This is a genomic window from Methylotenera sp., from assembly GCF_029945705.1.
Lineage (GTDB): Bacteria > Pseudomonadota > Gammaproteobacteria > Burkholderiales > Methylophilaceae > Methylotenera.
Genome location: NZ_JAQSDC010000012.1, coordinates 1 through 19,536, shown reverse-complemented (window position 1 = coordinate 19,536; position 19,536 = coordinate 1). Strand labels below are relative to the sequence as shown.

Below are 19,536 nucleotides of genomic sequence, written 5' to 3'. Positions count from 1 at the left end.
TTTCTTAGAAAAAGCCTAGTGAAAGTGGTATGTCAAAAACCGCAACCAATCAAAACGCGGAGTTGTTCAAGCCTAGTTCAGCACTAGCTTCAGCCCCCTTGCTGCCTGCGGACAGTGAGGATTCGGCGCTTAGTTTACGTCTTAAAGAATATTTAAAACCACAAGATATTGCCCTAGTTTGGGAGGCGTATCGCTATGCCTATCAGGCACATGACGGTGTGGTGCGCAAAACGGGTGAGCCTTATATCACGCACCCCGTTTCGGTTGCTTGTATTTTGGCTGACTTGCACTTAGACGTACCCACACTGCTCGCGGCCTTATTGCATGATGTAGTCGAAGATACTGATATTTCTACCCACGACATTAAAGAAAAATTTGGCCTGCAGGTGGCCGAATTGGTTGATGGTGTAACCAAGCTAGATAAAATCGAGTTTCAAAGCGCGAGTGTCGCACAGGCAGAGAATTTCAGAAAAATGCTGCTCGCCATGTCGCAAGATGTGCGAGTTATTTTGGTAAAACTGGCTGATCGTTTGCACAATATGCAAACTTTGGAAGCCATGCGACCTGAAAAGCAAAAGCTTATCGCTAAAGAAACACTAGAAATTTACGCGCCTATTGCCAATCGTCTTGGTTTGAATGATATATACCAAGCGCTTGAAGATTTAAGTTTTCAGTACCTTTACCCAATGCGGTTCAGGGCAATTTCAAAAGCCATTTTAGCGGCACGCGGTAACCGTAAAGAAGTTGTTAGTAAGATATTAGAGTCCATTAAGCAGCAACTGATTACGTTGAATATTGATGCGGAGGTATCAGGAAGAGAAAAGCATCTTTACAGCATTTATAAGAAGATGTCGGGTAAAACCACGGCGTTCTCGCAAATTTACGACATTTATGGTTTTAGAGTCGTTGTCAAAGATTTATCGAGTTGTTATCTAGCCTTAGGCGCTTTGCACGCTTTATACAAACCTATCCCCAGTAAATTCAAAGACTATATCGCGATTCCAAAAGCTAATGGCTATCAGTCGCTACATACCACTTTATTTGGCCCATTTGGTACGCCTATCGAGGTGCAGATTCGCAGTACTGAGATGCATAACATTGCTGATGCAGGCGTGGCTGCGCATTGGCTGTATAAAGCTAGTGATGCGCAGTTAACCGCATTGCAGCAGCAAACCCATCAGTGGTTACAGCGTTTATTAGAGATTCAAAGTGAAAGTGTGGATTCACTCGATTTTCTTGAGCATCTTAAAATTGATCTGTTCCCAGATGAAGTGTATGTATTTACACCTAAAGGTAAGATTTTTGCTTTGCCCAAGGGTGCAACAGCAGTTGATTTTGCCTACGCTGTTCATTCAGACATTGGTAATAGTTGCGTAGCGGTGCGGATTAATCAAGAATTGGCGCCACTGCGCACAGAGTTACATAATGGCGATCACGTGGAAATTATTACGGGTTCACTCGCTAAACCTAACCCTGCTTGGCTGAACTATGTGGTGACAGGCCGAGCACGCGCACATATTAGGCACTTTTTAAAATCGCAACAATCTACTGAGTCAGCCCACCTTGGCGAGCGCATGCTTAATCAAGCGTTGCGTGCTTTACATGTTGAGCCTAGCCAAATCACTGAAGAGCATTGGCAAAAGCTGATACGTGATTATGGGTTGAAAAAGAAATCACAAATATTGACTGAAATCGGCTTAGGTAAACGCCAAAACGTCATGGTGGCGCACCAATTGCTAGCGATGCTTGGCGCACCAGAGGAGCCAGAAGAGGGCGCTATAGGTAAGTTCTTGGGCGGTAAGTTCTTCGACAAAATTTTCGGTAAAACGGTTAAGCCATTAGATACCATTACCATACGTGGTTCAGAAGGGATGGCGGTACAGTTTGCGCAATGCTGCAGACCGATACCTGGCGACCCAATTCTAGGCTTCATTAATAAAGATAAAGGTTTGGTGGTACACACGCACGATTGTCCGGCGATACGTAAATTCCGTTTAGATCCAGATAAGTGGCTAGATGTGGAGTGGGAGCCAGAAAGTCAGCGTCTATACAAAACCAACCTGAATCTAACTGTAGCAAATCAGCCTGGTATGTTAGCAAAAATCGCTTCAGGCATTGCCGAAGCTGGCTCTAACATTGATAACGTGAGTGTTGAAGAAGAGGATGGCAGCGCTTATGCTAATCTGTATTTCACTGTGCAAGTGAAAGACCGTATTCATTTAGCTGAGCTGATGCGTAGCTTACGCAAAATACCTGATGTGGTGCGCATTAACCGAACTAAGGGTAATGCTGCTGGCAATGGTGCAAAAAAATCTTCTCAATAATGCTTGGTTTATCCAGCTATAGTTTCTGTTTTGACCAATCTGTCTGAAATAAAAACCTTTAGCAAGCCGCTAGTGGCCAATCTGAATAAGCTTGGCATCCATACTATTCAAGCTTTATTGTTACACTTACCTTTGCGCTACATTGATGAAACGCACATGACTAGTGTGCGTGATTTACGGGTTGGCGAACCATCGCAGGTTGAAGGTGAAATTGTTCATACGGAAGTGACCTATAAGCCGCGTAAAGCTTTAATCGCAAGGCTGGAAGATGCGAGCGGGCAACTCACTTTACGTTTCCTACATTTTTATCCTAGCCAAATTTCCATGCTTAAAGTGGGGAATAAATTGCGGGTGTATGGCGAAGTACGTAGTGGTTTTTTTGGGTATGAGATGGTGCATCCCACTTGTAAAGCCGTTGGCGAAAAAACCACTGTGGCTGAAACCTTAACGCCTGTCTACCCAACGGTGGCTGGGCTGACGCAGGGCAATTTGCGCAAGGCGATTGCCACTGCATTAAACTTAAGTAACATTTTCCCTCCCCCAGGTAGGGGGAGGGCCAGGGTGGGGGTAGAATCTCGCGTCAGTCAAAACTCTTACCCCCATCCCAACCTTCTCCCTGAAATGGGGAAGGAGCTAGACACTTCAAAACAAAATCCATTAGCCGAAACTTTGCCAATGGGTGTGTACCAGCCATTTCAATTTCCAAGTTTTTCTGCAAGTTTAAAAGCTTTACATAATCCACCGCCAGATGCTGATTTACAGGGATTAGAAGAAAAAACTACCCCAGAATGGCAACGCCTTGCTTTTGATGAACTACTGGCGCAGCAGCTTTCTATGCGTAAACATTATGCGCGTCGTCGCAGTGTGGATGCGCCACAGTTTAAACAATCCAAGCAATTGGTTTCGGCTTTGCTTAAAAGCTTGCCATTTGCCTTAACGCAAGCCCAGCAAAAAGTGGCGGTAGAAATTCAGAACGATTTAACGCAGCCGCACCCGATGCAGCGTTTATTGCAGGGCGATGTAGGTAGCGGTAAAACCATTGTTGCGTGTATGGCGGCATTGCAGAGTATAGAAAGCGGTTGGCAAGTGGCGCTAATGGCGCCAACGGAAATTTTGGCAGAGCAACATTTTCGCAAAATGATAGGCTGGCTCACGCCATTAAATATAAAAATCGCATGGCTCACTGGTAGTCAGTCTAAAAAAGACCGCGACGCTGCGATGCAAATCATTGCCGATGGCAGCGCGCAGTTAGTGATTGGCACGCATGCACTGTTTCAAGAAGCGGTGCGGTTTAAAAAGTTAGGTTTAGCAATTATTGATGAGCAGCATCGCTTTGGTGTACATCAACGTTTGGCTTTGCGACAAAAAGGTCAACCAGAGCCACATCAGTTGATGATGACTGCCACGCCAATTCCACGCACTTTATCCATGAGTTACTACGCAGATTTAGATGTGTCGGTGATTGATGAGTTGCCACCAGGCCGCACACCCATTGCCACTAAGCTGGTATCTGATGTGCGTCGAGATGAAATTCTGCAGCGTGTGCGCGAAGCCTGCACACAAGGCAATCAAGCCTATTGGGTATGTCCGCTGATTGAAGAGTCTGAAGCTTTGCAACTGGTAACAGCCAACGACACGTACGCGTTAATGCAAAACGAATTTCCAGAATTAAGAGTCGGGCTAGTGCATGGTCGTATGAAGCCCGTAGAAAAACAAGCCGTGATGGCCGCCTTCAGCGCAGGCGAAACGCAATTGCTAGTAGCAACTACAGTGATTGAGGTTGGCGTAGATGTCCCTAATGCTAGTTTAATGGTCATAGAACACGCTGAACGTATGGGTTTGAGTCAGTTGCATCAACTGCGTGGTCGCGTCGGTCGTGGCGCCGCAAAAAGTGCTTGTATCTTGCTTTATCAAAATAAACTTTCTGAGACAGCGCGTGCCAGGTTAAAAGTGATTTATGAAAGCAGTGATGGATTTGCCATCGCCCAAGCTGATCTTAATTTACGTGGCCCAGGTGAGTATTTAGGCACACGTCAGAGTGGCGTGCCTATGTTGAAAATAGCCGATCTGAATCGTGATGTAGAATTATTAAATGCCGCTAAAAATATAGCTGATCGCTTAATTAAGGAGCATCCGTCTGCTGTAGAAAAGCATTTAGAAAGATGGATGGGTCGAGCAGATGAATTGGTTAAGGTTTAAGCTGAAAAACACAGGTCCAGCGAACCGTGTGGGTATTGGCTCGCATGACTTCTCATTTATGCGATAATTCCTCTCGTGAAAATTCAAAAAAATCTTGCTAGTACCCGCCAGCGCTGGCTTAACAAGCCTATGCAGGCTAATAAGCTGCAACCTTGGTTAATCGATAATGGCTCTCTTACCGCGCGTTTGCAGCAGCATTTCAGTACCTTTGCAGTGGAGCCTACCGTCGTAAAATATGGCAAATTAATTCAAGATGAAGCTGCTTTATTGCACCAACCAAATTACCAAATTTCGTTAATACGCGAGGTATTACTTATTAGCGATCAACAGCCAGTAGTCTTTGCGCATAGCATACTACCAAGAACTAGCCTGCAAGGCGCGTGGCATGGACTTGGCAGGCTAGGCAATAAGCCACTAGGAGCGACTTTGTTTGCTAATCCAAAAGTGAAGCGCACGACTTTGAGCTACAAAAAACTCACACCAAACCACGCACTTTACCAACATGCAACCCGACATTTAACGCAAAAGCCTGAGGTGCGAAAACCCAGTTACTTGTGGGCGCGACGTTCTATTTTTAGTTTAAGTTGCGCTAATATTATGGTCACTGAAGTCTTTCTACCTCAGTTGCTTGTTACTAAGCGTGTTTAATTAAAATCGTCGACAAGCTTGAACTTTCACTTAAACCGGAACGCTAAATAACCTCAACATGAACCTACAAACTATTATCAAAAAACTAGACGTCTATGAACGCTTAATGCGTTTAGATAAGCCTATTGGTATTTTATTACTGCTATGGCCAACGCTTTGGGCGCTGCTGATTGCTGGGCATGGCAAGCCTGACTGGATAATAGTGATGATATTTTTCACAGGCACCGTGCTGATGCGTAGCGCCGGTTGTGTGATGAATGATATTGCGGATAGTCAATACGATGGCTTGGTAGAACGCACGCGGCATCGACCTTTAGTGAATAATGAAGTGAGCAAGAAAGAGGCCTATCTATTGGCAGCTGGCTTAAGTCTGGTTGCGTTCGGTTTGGTGTGTATGCTTAATGCATTGACAGTTAAGCTGTCATTTTTGGCTTTGTTGTTGGCCGCAAGCTACCCTTTTACCAAGCGATTTTTTGCGATTCCACAGGCATATTTGGGCATCGCTTTTGGCGCGGGAGTCCCAATGGCGTTCGCTGCTATTTTGGGCTACGTGCCCCCAGTGGCATGGCTGTTACTATTAGCTAATGTTTTTTGGGCGGTGGCTTATGATACTGAATATGCCATGGTGGATAGGGATGATGATTTAAAAATTGGCATTAAATCTTCTGCTATTACCTTTGGTCAGTTTGACGTAGTCATCGTGATGATTTGCTATGCGATTACATTGCTCATACTTGCAATGTGTGGGGTTTGGCTAGTCATGGGGTATGCCTATTATCTTGGCCTAATAACCGCGGCGGCAATTGCGGTTTACCATTACTATTTGATAAGAACACGTGAAAAATCTAATTGCTTTAAAGCTTTTTTACATAACAATTGGTTAGGTTTTGCGGTGTTTGCAGGTTTTGGTTTGCAGTATTTATTAAAATAATGACTGATCAGACTTAGGTTTTATTTCTTAGGCTTTAATTCTGGCTCAATTGTTGGTAAGTCCCATTCAATCTCGTTTGCTTCAGATTGATTTTCAGCAGCGCTAGCTTTGGCTTTGCTCTTGATTTTCGGTTTATCTTCACTTGGAAACTCTAAAGAAAAATCTAAGAGACTGTTTTTATCAGTAACCACTTTTTCGCTATCGTCTAATACAATCTCTTCGTTGAACATATTGGCCTTATGCTCTGTCGCATATTCAACTTTTTCTGTAGGTAAGCTAAAGTTAATTTCTTCCGCCGAAAACAATGACTCATCATCTTTAGAGATAGCAGTTCTCTCAGGCATTTCAAATTCCAATGCATCATCTTTGGTGCTGAGAGTTGGCGATGGTTCATCATGCGGTATCATATTCACTTCGTACGATGTTTCATCATTGAATGAGCTAAAGTTAGATTTAGTGCCAAGCTGTGTGTCGTTAAGCGCGTTTTTAGAATCAGCGCTGACATCTGTCAGTGGTTCAATATCCGTAAACAATGCATCATTAAAGCTAGTATTTGCAATATTAATAGCAGCTACGCTTGGCTGATTTAATTTAAGTTGATTCGAATCTGGCTGATCTGAGCTAGCTTTAAATATCGTAGGATTAGCGTACTCCAAGTTTTTAGCGATATTTTTCAAGAAGAAAAGGTCATTAAATGCACCTTGATTGAGGCCTTCTCTAGGCTGTGAACGTTTATTGAAAATGAGGTCATTTAAAAACCCAACTGCATAAGGAGAACCCCAAACGCCTTCTAAGCGCGTGACAATGTGTGGGTAGTCCTCTATCGATGAATCGTCTGCAGCTAAGTCATCACCAAAATTGGCGGCCTTAATATTAAAATGTTTGTTACATTCAATGACCGCTGAGTCATATTCAGTTTCTGAATCTTCTTTAGACAGCAAATTAAGCAGTTTTAGCCAAACTGCCGGTGAGTCTGCAGGTGAATTGGTCAAATAGTTTTGTAGTAGTTGAATAGCTAGTGCAGGCCGCCCATGTTCAATAAATACGTCTGCGTCTTCAATGATGCTACTGTGTTCTTCTTTTTCTGCGATACCCATTGCTTGGGCGTCAGTAGCATTCAGGTGATGCATTGGCGTTTGATTAAAATTAGGTTCGTCGAAAGACGGAGTATTTGCATGCTGCGCATTAAACTCGTTCGCAGAGTTCGCACCTACTTTATGATCAGTATCATCGGGATCTTCATCGTCAAACCAAGTATCTTTAACGTAAGTTTCTCGATTAGTAAATTTGCGACGCAGTAGTTCAAGAAGGGCTATAGCAACTAGTATTCCAAGCGCTATTTTCAAGAATTTTAACCAGTCAAAACGCTCACTTTCCTCTTTAGATTTTTGAGCTTCTGTTACCAGTTGAGCATTGCGTGATTGCAAACTAGCAATTTGTTTTTCTAAGTGCGCTAAACGATTGGACATGACTGTCACTTCATCCATCGTATCAGTGGCAGTTTGCGTGGCTGCCACTTCATCTGGCCTAGCCACATCAATTTCAGTGGCTAATCTAAGTGATAAGCCTGGTTTTTCGTTTACTTCAGCTGCATTGGTGTTGCCCGCAGAAATCACCAAAAATGGTTTATCGGCTGAGGGCTTGTGCTCACGCACATCAGCATTGACTTTACTTTCCGCGCTTGAGCTAGATTGAGGGGTTGGACTGGTATTTTGTTTGCCTATATAAGCTTCGTTAAGTTTTTCATCAACTGAACTGAACTTCTTGGGTTTCTTATTCTTAGGCGATTTTTTTACTGTAGCTTGCTCTGGTGTGGCTTCGTCAGCTTGTTCTGCGACTTCGGAGGCGTGTAATTTTTTGTTACTACTTTGAGGTGATTTGCGACTCGACTTTTTTGTATCACTAGCGCTTGGTTCAATATTAGCGCTGTCATCACTGATGTTCACTTTCTCTGCAGCTGAGATTGGCGCTGGATCGAGAAGTAACACATACTCACGATTTACATTAGGCTCGCAATGAAATGACACGCGTAAATTTACAATCGGCTCTGTTATGACATCATTACTGCTAATCATCAGCTGATAATTGCCATTGATTTCCCTCAGATTGACTGATGCTCTTTTGAAAGCCGGAACCTCACCAAGATCGGTTGCACTAAAGCAGATAGAATCAGGTGCGGATTCAATATCTGTTACATTTACTCGTGCTAAAAATTTTTCACCTAAGTTAGATTTAAGTTCAGCGTCACCCAAACCTAAGGCGAAACTCAGGTTTGCAAAACAAAATAATGATAAAAGCGTGAAAAATCTCAATTTTAAGTATGCTTCCAAAAGTGTGTATTACTTAGATTAAAGATGAGTATAAAGAATTACTTTACCTACAAACTTAAATATTATTTTAATATCCTAGCATAAGTCACGTAAAACAATATAATAATGCTGGCTAAAACACCCAAAAGGGTTATACTTTTTTGAATGAAATTCACTGATCATTTTAGTGAAATTTTCCAGTGAAAAAGTAGTTACTCATTAATTCCACAAATGAGACTTAACTTCACGTTACAAATCTCGTTAAATCTAAAGTATTTAATAAATTTTATTCATTTACTGAACATATTGTTTGACAAAGCACTAGGCTTCAGCATAAAATCCGCCTCTTAATTTTTTTAGCTCACAGTATTGGTAACACGATGAAAACCTTTTCAGCAAAATCACATGAAGTGAAGCGCGATTGGTTTGTGGTTGATGCCACAGACCTAGTTCTAGGCCGTTTAGCTAGCGCGGTTGCACACCGTTTACGCGGTAAACATAAAACTATTTACACACCTCACGTTGATACAGGTGATTATATTGTCGTTATTAACGCCGATAAATTAAAAGTGACTGGTAACAAAGCTGACGGTAAGCTTTACCACAGTCACTCAGGTTATCCTGGTGGTATCAGCACAACAACTTTCTCTAAAATGCAAGACAAGTTTCCAGGTCGCGCTTTAGAAAAAGCAGTAAAAGGTATGTTACCTAAAGGTCCTTTAGGTTATGCAATGATCAAAAAAATGAAAGTTTATGCTGGCGACAAGCATGAACATGCGGCGCAACAACCGCAAACATTGAAAATCTAAGGGTATATAAAGATGATCGGTAAATATAATTATGGTACAGGCCGCCGCAAGAGTTCAGTAGCGCGCGTGTTTATGAAAGTTGGTAAAGGTAATATCGTTGTTAACGATAAGCCTGTTGATGAATACTTCTCACGTGTAACTGCACGTATGATTTTACGTCAACCACTTGAATTGACTAATAACCTAACTAGTTTTGATATTATGGTAAACGTTATCGGTGGTGGTGAATCTGGCCAAGCTGGTGCAGTACGTCATGGTATTACACGTGCTTTGATTGACTTTGATGCTAATTTGAAAAGTGCATTGTCACATGCTGGTTTCGTAACACGTGATGCTCGTGAAGTTGAACGTAAAAAAGTTGGTTTCCGTAAAGCGCGTCGTCGTAAACAATTCTCTAAACGCTAAGCTTTTAATAAGTTTTGGGCGGTTGAGGTACGAAAAGGTCGCTATTGCGGCCTTTTTTGTTTTGGTGTTTACGTGCAGTTTTGTTATGCTAAGTTTATTATGATGCTCTAATGAGTGATAAAAAATTGACGAATAAAAAATTAAAAGTTGGTATTGTTGGCGGCACTGGATATACAGGCGTTGAGTTGTTGCGTCTATTAAGCATTCATCCGCATGTTGAGTTAGTTGCCATCACCTCACGCGGGGAGGCTGGCTTGCCTGTCGCTGATATGTTTCCTAGCTTGCGTGGTTATGTAGATTTAAAATTTACAGACCCGGCACAATCAAATTTAGCCGAATGTGATGTGGTGTTCTTTGCAACACCGCACGGCGTGGCGATGAGCCAAGCTCAAGCGTTATTAGAAGCGAATGTGAAGGTGATTGATTTAGCGGCAGATTTTCGTTTGCAAGACACAGCCACTTTTGAAAAGTGGTACAAAATGCCACATAGCTGCCCTGATATACTTAAAAAAGCCGTGTATGGAGTCCCAGAGTTGTATCGTGAGCAGATTAAATCAGCGCATGTGATAGGCAATCCAGGTTGTTATCCGACGACTGTACTATTAGGCTTGGCGCCCTTGTTAGAGCAAGGCTTGATAGATTTTACTGCACCAATTATTGCTGACTCGAAATCTGGTGTTTCTGGTGCGGGTAGAAAAGCTGAAGTGGCGACTTTGTTTGCCGAATCTAGCGATAATATGAAAGCTTATGGTGTAAGTGGACATAGGCATCACCCAGAAATTCACGCGCAACTTACGCAATTGGCGGGTGAAAATGTACCATTTATTTTTGTGCCGCATTTGATCCCGATGATACGCGGTATGCTTTCTACCATTTACGTTAAACTGTCAGAAAAGGCAAAAACACTCGATCTTCAGGCACTGTTTGAGCAACGGTATCAGCATGAGCGTTTTGTCGATGTGATGCCAGCTCGCGCTTTGCCTGAAACACGTTCAGTACGTGGCTCTAATCAGATTCGTATCGCGCTGCACAGGCAAGTCGGAACAGACTATTTAACACTCGTTGTGGTGCAGGATAATTTAGTGAAGGGCGCTGCTGGTCAGGCTATACAAAATATGAATATTATGTTTAATCTAGCTGAAAATACTGGCTTAGAAGTTGTGCCACTTTTACCATAAGCGTTGTCATAATAGCCAATGAAGCCTGTTAGAAGAAGAATTCGTCGACACTTTGGTTTGACCGCCAAGCAGGTGGCTGTGCGCTCACAGCGACCTTGGTATTTTCAGTGGGTTGTGGCCACGCTGTTTGTCCTTATAGGTTATGTTGCCGCCTATTGGCAGTTTACTGGCGGTGAAAATTTAACTGTAAAGTTAAATCAGGCTATACTTGAAAATCAGGGGTTTCAGACCAAGATTATACAAGTGGAGCAGCAAATTAAAATTGAGCAAGCCTCACAAAAGAATCTTAATGAAGAGCTTAAGCTTGTGCATGATGAAAACATCAAACTTAAAGAAGATTTGTTGTTCTATAAGAATATGTTGGGTAAAAAATAAACACCTAGTTGACTTGGCAAGATTAGGATCAAGCTATTGAATTAAAATAGGAAATTAAATGTTTTTTAAAAAAAGCAATCGCATTCAAAATAGCATAGATACCCTTATTGGTGCGGATACACGTATAGAAGGTGACATTCATTTTTCTGGCGGCTTGCGTATTGATGGTGTGATTCGCGGTAAGGTCAGTGAACCAATTGCTAGTCCGAGTACACTAATACTCAGTGAGCATGGCACTATTGAAGGTGCGGTAAGCGCCTCTAAAATTGTAATCAATGGCAAAGTGACTGGGCCAGTAAGATCTGGCCAGTTTATTGAGCTGCAACCCAAAGCGCATATTACTGGCGACGTTTACTATAAATCCTTAGAAATGCACACAGGTGCGGTGATTGAAGGTAAGTTAGTCTATTTAGGTGAGAGTGCCCAAGAGCAAGATGCCAGTGTGAGTTAAGATTGATTTTAAATATTGATTGACCTTGCTACCGCACAGTAGCACTATAGATCTATAAATGATTTTATTAAGAAATTTAGGAGTACGTAATGAATACAGTAACTGATGTACAAAATTTAGACTTAGGTGAAATGCCAGCACCACTAGTGTTTACTGACAATGCTGCGAAAAAAGTGAAAGAGCTGATTGAAGAAGAGGGTTCTCCAGATCTTAAACTGCGCGTATTCGTGAGTGGCGGCGGCTGTTCAGGTTTTCAATACGGATTTACTTTTGAAGAAGAAGTGAATGACGATGATACACAAGTGCAAAAAGACACCGTGACACTATTGATTGATCCAATGAGCCTGCAGTATTTGATGGGTGCTGAAATTGACTATCAAGATAGCTTACAGGGTTCACAATTTGTCATTCGTAACCCACAGGCGACGACAACTTGCGGTTGTGGATCATCATTCTCAGTTTAATGATAAGTTGTAGTTGTTAATAAAAAAGCCAAGCGGATGCTTGGCTTTTTTGTTGCCATAATCAGCGTATTTAAAAAATCAGCGGTGCAATAAATGCAAAGAATCCACCTACTAAAAATATCAATACAGAGAATAAGTAAACTCTAAACGAAGTTTTACGTGTTGCTATACAAGTTGCAGCTAATGCTGGATCTACTGGACAAGGCAAGCTTCTTGCTCGCCACTGCATGATGCCTGAAATAATTAACATCAATGCAGCAAAGGTAAATACACCGAGCTTATGTTCTGAAAACCAAACAAGCTGCGGTATGTTCGATACCAAGGTTGACATTGCTGCGCCAGCGCCTATGCCAACCAGTAAGGCAGGTAGTGCGCAGCATATCAAGGTACCACCACTAGTAAATAGTGATAATACAGATGCCGCTTTACTTTGTTTGAGGCTGTTCATTTCATCTGCGCTATTTACTCCCATTTACTTTTTCTCCTTTTCCATGGTTTCATAGCCCGCTTTAATCTGCGCGATAGGATGCTCACTAACTTCGATAGAAGTGACTTCATAGCCCGCATCTTTAATCAAATCTTTTACGGTGTCATTAGATAAGGTTTGGCCGTCCTTAAGCTCCACTGCAACAACACGCTGTTTTAAATTAACATACACATCTTTAGTTTGCGAAAGTGCGCGCATTTTTTTCTCAATCCCTTGCGCACAGAACGCACACACCATTCCGTTAACATTGGCTTTAATGGTTTGTGTAGCAAAAGCGACATTACTTAATAACGTTGATAAAATGAGTGAAGTGAATAATAGTTTTTTCATGATAAAAATCCTTAACTAGTTGTTTTGAATGTTTTAAAAAATATACATAAAGTTAAATCGTGGTTCGCGCGAGTTATTCACGCCAGCCTCAATAAAGAAGTTTTTGTTAATGAAACGCAGCATGGGTGTGATTTCAATTTTCTCAGATAGGCCGTTCATATTGCGCGCTTCCACAATGAACCAAGGCTGGGTTCTGTCATACTCAGTCTCATAAAATGAAAAACCAGCACGTACCGCGCTGTAATCATGGTTAATGTCTGATGCACGATAGAATCGATGCGTTGCGGCAAGGTAAACGCGAGTGGTTTCATAATCAAACTGCACCCCAGGGGTGACCATTATTTCGTCAAAACTTTGGTCGTTACCTGCTTGTTTGTCCTCACCTTGTAGCATACCAAGCCCACCCATGAACCATAGGTTGGCTTGGGCATGCGGCATATTCCAGCGTTTCAGTAAGCGCGTATAAGTAAGCTCTTCTAAAGTGCGCGTTTTGGTCTTGTCATCAGCGCGCATATAGGTCGCGCTCACGCCAAATGCATCACGTGGCGTAATGGCATAGTTGATAAATGCTTCACGCCAGTTATTATTAAAATCACCCATTGCCATGGTGGATTCACTAAATCCCATAGGTGCAGCTTCGGTGGATTGATAGCTCAGTAAAATTGCCAAGCAAGGCATTATTACGCTTAATGGTTTGACAAACATGATTGTCCTTTCTTACGAATAGCTAAAAAATCACGCCTATAACAATGCTACAGGCGTGACAAGGCGTCATCTAAGAAAGGCGTATGGGCGGGCGTTGCAGGTTGGGGAGCGTGATTGAGGCGTAAGCTTGGTGCGCCAAGCTAAACGTTTGTGATGAGGTTTCTAAAGCGGTAGATTCCAAATGGCTAGGCAAAGCAGCCATTGCACACATACTAGCGCATTGAGAGCAGTTGGCTTTGCAGGCATCTTTATATTTACTGCTGGCATCGCTGTCATGTTTTTGATTTGTATTATTTGATGCTGTGCTGTTCATTTGTTCATGGCACGGCATCATTTGCGATTTCTCACCGACTTTATCCATAGTCATCATGCTATTACATACAAGCATGTTTGCCGCAGCGATGCTTTGTAATGGTATTAAAACCAGTAGTAGGTAAATAGCAATATGTGAAAAACGTTTTAACATGCAATGTAGGATAGTTAAAGAAAATTAAAGGTTCAATTTAGTTAAGACATAGCGACTACAAGTGTTTGCTTACAGTCGCCATGTCAAAGTATGGATTAACGTTTGTCCATAGGGACTAAATCTCTACGTAAACTTCCTTTGTAGAGCTGACGCGGTCTGCCGATTTTGTGTTCATCATCTGAAATCATCTCAGACCATTGCGCAATCCAGCCTGCAGTTCTGGCTAAAGCAAAAATCGCAGTGAACATAGAATTAGGAATTCCCATCGCACGCATCACAATACCGCTATAGAAGTCCACATTTGGATAAAGTTTGCGTGAAACGAAGTATTCATCTTCGAGTGCAATTTTCTCTAGTTCCATCGCCAATTTAAACATAGGGTCATCGTGCAAGCCAAGCTCATCCAGCACTTCATGGCAAGTGGTGCGCATAATTTTTGCGCGTGGGTCCATATTGCGATAAACACGATGTCCAAAGCCCATTAAGCGGAAGGTGTCAGTTTTGTCTTTGGCACGTTTAATAAACTCGCCTATACGTGAAACATCTCCAATTTCCTCTAGCATTTTGAGTGTGGCTTCGTTTGCGCCACCATGAGCCGGGCCCCATAGCGAGGCAATTCCCGCAGAAATACAGGCGAATGGATTGGCGCCGCTTGAGCCAACCAACCTTACTGTTGAGGTGGAGGCATTTTGTTCATGGTCAGCATGCAGAATTAAAATACGCTCAAATGCTTTGGCTAGCACAGGGTTAGGGACATAGGTTTCACATGGCGTGGCAAACATCATATGCATGAAGTTTTCAGCATAGTTAAGATGATTTTGCGGGTACATAAAAGGCTGGCCAAGGTTGTATTTATAGCTCCAAGCCGCAATAGTTGGTACTTTTGCCAATAATCTATGCGCAGAAATCTCACGATGTTTCGCGTCACGAATATCCATTGCATCAAAATAGAAAGCAGAGAGCGAGCCTACTACACCAACCATGACCGCCATTGGGTGAGCGTCTCGCCTGAAGCCACGAAAGATATTACTTAGCTGATCATGTAGCATGGTGCTGCCACTGATTGTGTCAGTAAACTCTTTTGTTTGTGTAGCATTTGGAAGCTCGCCGTGAAGTAGCAGGTATGAAACTTCCATGAAGTTGCAATGTTCGGCTAACTGCTCAATCGGATAGCCGCGATAGTAAAGTAGACCTTCTTCACCATCAATAAAAGTAATGTTTGAGTTGCAGGCAGCGGTAGACAAAAAGCCAGGGTCATATGTGAATACACCGTGTTTACCTAGGCTGCGAATATCGATAACATCGTTACCAAGAGTGCCAGACAGAATTGGCAATTCTATAGGGGGTGAACCGTTATTAAATGTAAGGGTGGCTTTGGTCGGTTTCGTCATGTTGGCGCGCCTTGTAGGTTAGTTTAGAGTTAAATTAATTATACTTTATAGCGTTGCATAATTGCTTAATCAAACCTAGCTAAATTACAAGAAGATTGACGTAAATTAAATCTTAATCGCTAATTAGTGCTGATAGATAGCACCCAATATCCGCGCACCTTTTGCGCCAGTCACTTTGGGCAAGCTGGCTGTTTGCTGGTTAAGGCAGAGTTTAGCTAACCATGCGAAGGCAATTGCCTCTACCCAATCTACCCCGATACCAAGTGCATTCGTAGTTTCTATTTTTATCTCACCTAATAAGCTTTGTAATTGCTGTATTAACAATGCATTGTGCGCACCGCCACCGCATATATAAACTTCATCAACGTCGCGACAGTGCTGTAAAAGTGCATGATGAATAGTGTGAGCTGTAAACGAGACTAAAGTAAATGCAACATCTTCAGGGGAATAGTGCTTATCTACCAAATGTTCAGCAAGCCATGCATCGTTAAACAAGTCTCGTCCTGTACTTTTAGGTGGCGTTAATGCTAGGTAAGGCTCGGCGAGCATGTCTGATAATAAGGGAGCGATTAGCTTTCCCGTACTAGCCCATGCGCCATTGGCATCATAGTTTAAGTTTTTATGCTGCTTAATCCACGCATCAAGCAGCATATTGCCTGGGCCAGAATCAAAGCCGATTAGGTCGCTGTTGCTGGCAAGGTAGGTGATATTGGCAATACCACCGATATTGATAATTGCGCGGTTGAGTTGGGGATGTGCAAATATTGCTTGATGAAAGGCGGGCACTAAAGGCGCGCCTTGGCCGCCAGCGGCAATGTCTCGACTTCTAAAGTCGGCAACTACAGTGATACCTGTTAGTTCGGCAAGCAGCGCTGGATTGCCAATTTGTAGGGTAAATCCCAGCTCTGGTCTGTGTCGTATGGTTTGTCCATGACAGCCTATAGCAGAAATCCTATCGGAAGAGAGTGTTGCGATAGTTAACAATTGATTGACCGCATCAGCATAGAGCGTGGCTAATGTATTCGCCAGTAGCGCGGTAGCTTCTAGTTCATTTTCTGTTGGGTGTTGTAGTGCTAAAACTTGCGTGCGAAGTTCAGGAGGGTAGGCTAAAAAGTGTGTTTGCAACACATTGGGCTGGACTGTGCTTTGAAATTCGACTAGCGCAACATCTACCCCATCAAGGCTGGTGCCAGACATCAGCCCAATGAAAAGTGCGCCAGCCATGATATTTAGAGTGAGTTATTAAGCTTGATTATTCTAGTGCGGCAATATTGCTGTTTCCAAGCAAATCTATTTGCGCAGTTAATTCACGGCTAATGGCATCAAATGCAACTTTATTCTGACCTGTAATTGGGTCAGCCTTAGGTAAAGCCACTGTCATAGGGTCTCTATGTTCACCATTGACCATAAACTCATAATGTAGATGAGGCCCAGTGGCTAAGCCCGTCATTCCCACAAAGCCAATCACATCGCCTTGTGCAACTTTTTCGCCTCTGTGTAAACCATCAGCAAAGCGTGATAAATGACCATACACTGTGCTGACGCCATTTTCATGTTTCAGGACAATGACGTTGCCATAGCCGCCTTTTTGACCAACGAAATCAACAATAGCATCTCCAGAAGCTTTAACGCGAGTGCCTGTAGGTGCAGCTAAATCAACACCTTGATGTGCTTTGATGCGTTGCAAAATCGGGTGAAAACGACCCGTACTGAAGCTGGAGCTGACGCGCGTAAACTCTAACGGTGAACGTAAAAACGATTTATGCAGGCTTTTGCCATCAGGTGTGTAATATTGCATTTCACCTGTTGCATCACGATAACCAACGGCTTGGTATGTCTTACCATTGTTCACAAATTCAGCGGCCAACACATCACCAGTTTTTACCAGCTCACCTTCATCGTAGCTACCTTCGTAAATTACGTTGAAGTGATCACCACGACGCAAATCTGTATTAAAGTCAATTTGGCTTTCAAACATTTCAGCTACTTGTATCGCTACGCTATCCGGAATGTTGGCGTCATCAGTTGCGCCAAACAAGGAGCTTTTGATTTTTGCTGATTTTAAAATTGGGCGACTTTCTAGCTTGTGAGTGACTTTGCTGGCGCTATAGCCAGAAGGTGTTTGAGTCACATTAATAAACTGGTCAGTATCTAATTGATACTCCAATGAAATCAAATTACCATCACCATCCGTTTGTGCTTCCATGTTATGGCTAGGTTTTAAAGCAGAGGTGATTTCGCTGGCAACAGCATCGCTACGTATAAAGTTAATTGCATCTCGGTTATGAACGTTTAAGCGAGACAATAGATTGTTCAATGTATCATCGCGGCGTACATGATCTTTATACCAAAAATGTTGTTCAGCAATACTTGCTTGAGTGTTTGCTACATCAGGCAGGGCAATCTCTTCAACCACGGTCGCTGTCGCGATAGTGCTGGTCATCGTTTGTGGCGCAATACCAAAAGCAGCGTAAATGCCAAATAATGGTAGACAAGAAATAGCTAAAATCCAGCGCAATTTAAGCTTGCGCTCAGCTTTATCGGCGATTTGCGCTAAAATAGCGCTTTGCTCATAAGCTGGTATTAAATTCTGTTTGGTTGAATAATTAAATTCAGCGTGATGTTGATTAGGCTCGTTAATATCCACGGGCTGACCTTTAAAAGGGTTAATACGACTTTGGATAATAACAGAAAACTCAATTAGAACAAGTAAATGAACTGTAAATGTTAATCGCTTACAGTAAAGATTAAGGACGTAATTTAAGTGACTATAGACACCGTAAGTGCAGATATACAAAAACAGCTAGCCGTGATTAAACGTGGTGCGGATGAGTTGTTAATAGAAGCTGAGCTAATAGAAAAGCTAAAAAAAGGTCAGCCGCTTAGAATTAAAGCAGGATTTGACCCTACAGCGCCTGATTTGCATTTGGGTCATACCGTACTCATTAATAAGCTACGTCAATTTCAAGAGCTTGGTCATCAAGTCTTATTCTTGATTGGCGATTTCACTGGCATGATAGGCGACCCAACAGGCAAAAGTACTACGCGCCCACCCTTAACTGCAGAGCAAGTGCAAGAGAATGCTAAGTCATACGCCGCACAAGTGTTTAAGATACTTAAACCAGAACAAACCGAAGTGGTTTTTAACTCTAAATGGCTCAATGAGCTAGGTGCAGCAGGCATGTTGAAGCTTGCCGCTAGTCACACCGTAGCGCGTATGTTGGAGCGTGATGATTTTACTAAGCGCTTCAAAAGCAATCAGCCGATTGCGATACATGAGTTTATGTATCCACTATTACAAGGCTATGACTCCGTGGCACTGAAGGCGGATGTTGAACTGGGCGGTACCGACCAAAAATTCAATCTCTTAATGGGCCGTGAGCTACAAAAGCAAGCGGGTATGTCTCAACAGTGCGTGCTGACCATGCCCTTGTTAGAGGGTTTAGATGGCGTCAATAAAATGTCCAAGTCACTTGGCAACTATATAGGTATCGCCGAAGCGCCCGAAGTTATCTTCGCAAAAATCATGTCTATATCAGACGAATTGATGTGGCGTTATATTGAGTTGCTTTCATTTGAGAGCTTGGAAACCATTGCACAATGGAAAGCTCAGGTGGCTGCGGGTGAAAATCCACGCAATATTAAAGTAGGTTTTGCGCAAGAAATCGTCGCACGCTTCCATAGTAAAGCGGACGCAGAAAAAGCCTTGGCTGATTTTCAAACGCGTGCCAAAGGCGGAATCCCAGATGACGTACCAGAAGTTTCTATCAACATAGAAGGTGAAAATGTCGGCATTGCGCAGCTACTCAAACTTGCTGGTTTGGTAGAAAGCACCTCAGAAGCCTATCGTGCCATTGAGCAAGGCGGCGTGAAATTGAATAGCGATAAAGTGACAGATAGAAACTTACAGTTGTCCAAAGGGCTAACAGTAGTGGCGCAAGTAGGTAAGCGTAAGTTTGCAAATGTAATTATTTTGTAACAGTGGCGCTTCTGGCTTGACCATTTGGTTAACCCCTGTAGAATGCGCACCTCGCTGACAGAGCAACGCAGCGAGTGTAGTTTTA

19 protein-coding genes are annotated in these 19,536 nt (G+C 42.7%); 11 read left to right on the top strand and 8 right to left on the bottom strand.

The annotated features are described in order from the left end of the window. The first annotated feature begins 29 nt into the window (after positions 1-29). The 4 genes from PSU78_RS03815 to ubiA all read left to right on the top strand — a co-directional run bounded on the left by PSU78_RS03815 (position 30) and on the right by ubiA (position 6,102). A complete protein-coding gene (locus PSU78_RS03815) occupies positions 30-2,324 on the top strand; it encodes a bifunctional (p)ppGpp synthetase/guanosine-3',5'-bis(diphosphate) 3'-pyrophosphohydrolase (protein ID WP_300384518.1) in 2,295 nt (764 codons plus the stop codon). 30 nt (positions 2,325-2,354) lie between these two features. Then, positions 2,355-4,523, top strand: coding sequence for an ATP-dependent DNA helicase RecG (recG, locus tag PSU78_RS03810; protein WP_300384515.1), 2,169 nt, complete (start codon positions 2,355-2,357; stop codon positions 4,521-4,523). Positions 4,524-4,598: 75 nt separating this feature from the next. Then, positions 4,599-5,171, top strand: coding sequence for a chorismate lyase (locus tag PSU78_RS03805; RefSeq protein ID WP_300384512.1), 573 nt, complete (start codon positions 4,599-4,601; stop codon positions 5,169-5,171). A gap of 58 nt (positions 5,172-5,229) precedes the next feature. After that, entirely contained in the window at positions 5,230-6,102 is an 873-nt protein-coding gene (ubiA, locus tag PSU78_RS03800) for a 4-hydroxybenzoate octaprenyltransferase (protein ID WP_300384510.1), read from the top strand. Positions 6,103-6,122: 20 nt separating this feature from the next. On the opposite strand, the gene PSU78_RS03795 is transcribed toward ubiA, so the two are convergent. Further along, positions 6,123-8,414 carry a hypothetical protein gene (locus tag PSU78_RS03795; protein ID WP_300384507.1) on the bottom strand — a complete coding sequence of 764 codons (2,292 nt, stop codon included), beginning with the start codon at positions 8,412-8,414 and terminating at the stop codon, positions 6,123-6,125. A 377-nt stretch (positions 8,415-8,791) separates the two neighbouring features. Between PSU78_RS03795 and rplM the strand changes: the two genes are divergently transcribed. From rplM to erpA, 6 genes are all read left to right on the top strand, one after another. Beyond that, positions 8,792-9,220 carry a 50S ribosomal protein L13 gene (gene rplM, locus PSU78_RS03790; protein WP_300384504.1) on the top strand — a complete coding sequence of 143 codons (429 nt, stop codon included), beginning with the start codon at positions 8,792-8,794 and terminating at the stop codon, positions 9,218-9,220. 12 nt (positions 9,221-9,232) lie between these two features. Next, a complete protein-coding gene (rpsI, locus tag PSU78_RS03785; RefSeq protein WP_300384501.1) occupies positions 9,233-9,625 on the top strand; it encodes a 30S ribosomal protein S9 in 393 nt (130 codons plus the stop codon). Between the two features lie 110 nt (positions 9,626-9,735). Beyond that, a complete protein-coding gene (argC, locus tag PSU78_RS03780) occupies positions 9,736-10,803 on the top strand; it encodes an N-acetyl-gamma-glutamyl-phosphate reductase (RefSeq protein ID WP_300384498.1) in 1,068 nt (355 codons plus the stop codon). Positions 10,804-10,821: 18 nt separating this feature from the next. After that, on the top strand, positions 10,822-11,178 hold the full coding sequence (locus PSU78_RS03775; protein WP_300384495.1) for a hypothetical protein: 357 nt from the start codon (positions 10,822-10,824) through the stop codon (positions 11,176-11,178). A gap of 58 nt (positions 11,179-11,236) precedes the next feature. Then, complete coding sequence (locus tag PSU78_RS03770; RefSeq protein WP_300384492.1) at positions 11,237-11,629, top strand: polymer-forming cytoskeletal protein; 393 nt, start codon at positions 11,237-11,239, stop codon at positions 11,627-11,629. An 89-nt stretch (positions 11,630-11,718) separates the two neighbouring features. Continuing rightward, positions 11,719-12,093, top strand: coding sequence for an iron-sulfur cluster insertion protein ErpA (erpA, locus tag PSU78_RS03765; protein ID WP_013146802.1), 375 nt, complete (start codon positions 11,719-11,721; stop codon positions 12,091-12,093). Between the two features lie 70 nt (positions 12,094-12,163). Here erpA and PSU78_RS03760 read toward each other — a convergent pair whose 3' ends face one another. From PSU78_RS03760 to PSU78_RS03730, 7 genes are all read right to left on the bottom strand, one after another. Continuing rightward, positions 12,164-12,565, bottom strand: a complete 402-nt coding sequence (locus PSU78_RS03760; protein WP_300384486.1) for a hypothetical protein — start codon at positions 12,563-12,565, stop codon at positions 12,164-12,166. After that, complete coding sequence (locus PSU78_RS03755; protein ID WP_300384483.1) at positions 12,566-12,910, bottom strand: heavy metal-associated domain-containing protein; 345 nt, start codon at positions 12,908-12,910, stop codon at positions 12,566-12,568. A gap of 33 nt (positions 12,911-12,943) precedes the next feature. After that, the gene (locus PSU78_RS03750) at positions 12,944-13,615 is read right to left on the bottom strand and encodes a hypothetical protein (RefSeq protein WP_300384480.1); all 672 of its coding nucleotides are present in this window, start codon (positions 13,613-13,615) and stop codon (positions 12,944-12,946) included. Positions 13,616-13,685: 70 nt separating this feature from the next. Further along, a complete protein-coding gene (locus tag PSU78_RS03745) occupies positions 13,686-14,081 on the bottom strand; it encodes a CopL family metal-binding regulatory protein (RefSeq protein ID WP_300384477.1) in 396 nt (131 codons plus the stop codon). A 95-nt stretch (positions 14,082-14,176) separates the two neighbouring features. Then, the gene (gene gltA, locus PSU78_RS03740) at positions 14,177-15,472 is read right to left on the bottom strand and encodes a citrate synthase (protein ID WP_300384474.1); all 1,296 of its coding nucleotides are present in this window, start codon (positions 15,470-15,472) and stop codon (positions 14,177-14,179) included. A gap of 123 nt (positions 15,473-15,595) precedes the next feature. Then, positions 15,596-16,696: an anhydro-N-acetylmuramic acid kinase gene (locus PSU78_RS03735; RefSeq protein ID WP_300384472.1), complete on the bottom strand. Its 1,101-nt coding sequence runs from the start codon at positions 16,694-16,696 to the stop codon at positions 15,596-15,598. 28 nt (positions 16,697-16,724) lie between these two features. Further along, positions 16,725-18,119, bottom strand: a complete 1,395-nt coding sequence (locus PSU78_RS03730) for a M23 family metallopeptidase (RefSeq protein ID WP_300384469.1) — start codon at positions 18,117-18,119, stop codon at positions 16,725-16,727. Positions 18,120-18,236: 117 nt separating this feature from the next. Here PSU78_RS03730 and tyrS point away from each other — a divergent pair, with 117 nt between their 5' ends. Continuing rightward, positions 18,237-19,451 (top strand): tyrosine--tRNA ligase, encoded by a 1,215-nt coding sequence (tyrS, locus tag PSU78_RS03725; protein ID WP_300384466.1) that lies wholly within the window; start codon positions 18,237-18,239, stop codon positions 19,449-19,451. The last annotated feature ends 85 nt before the right edge of the window (positions 19,452-19,536 follow it).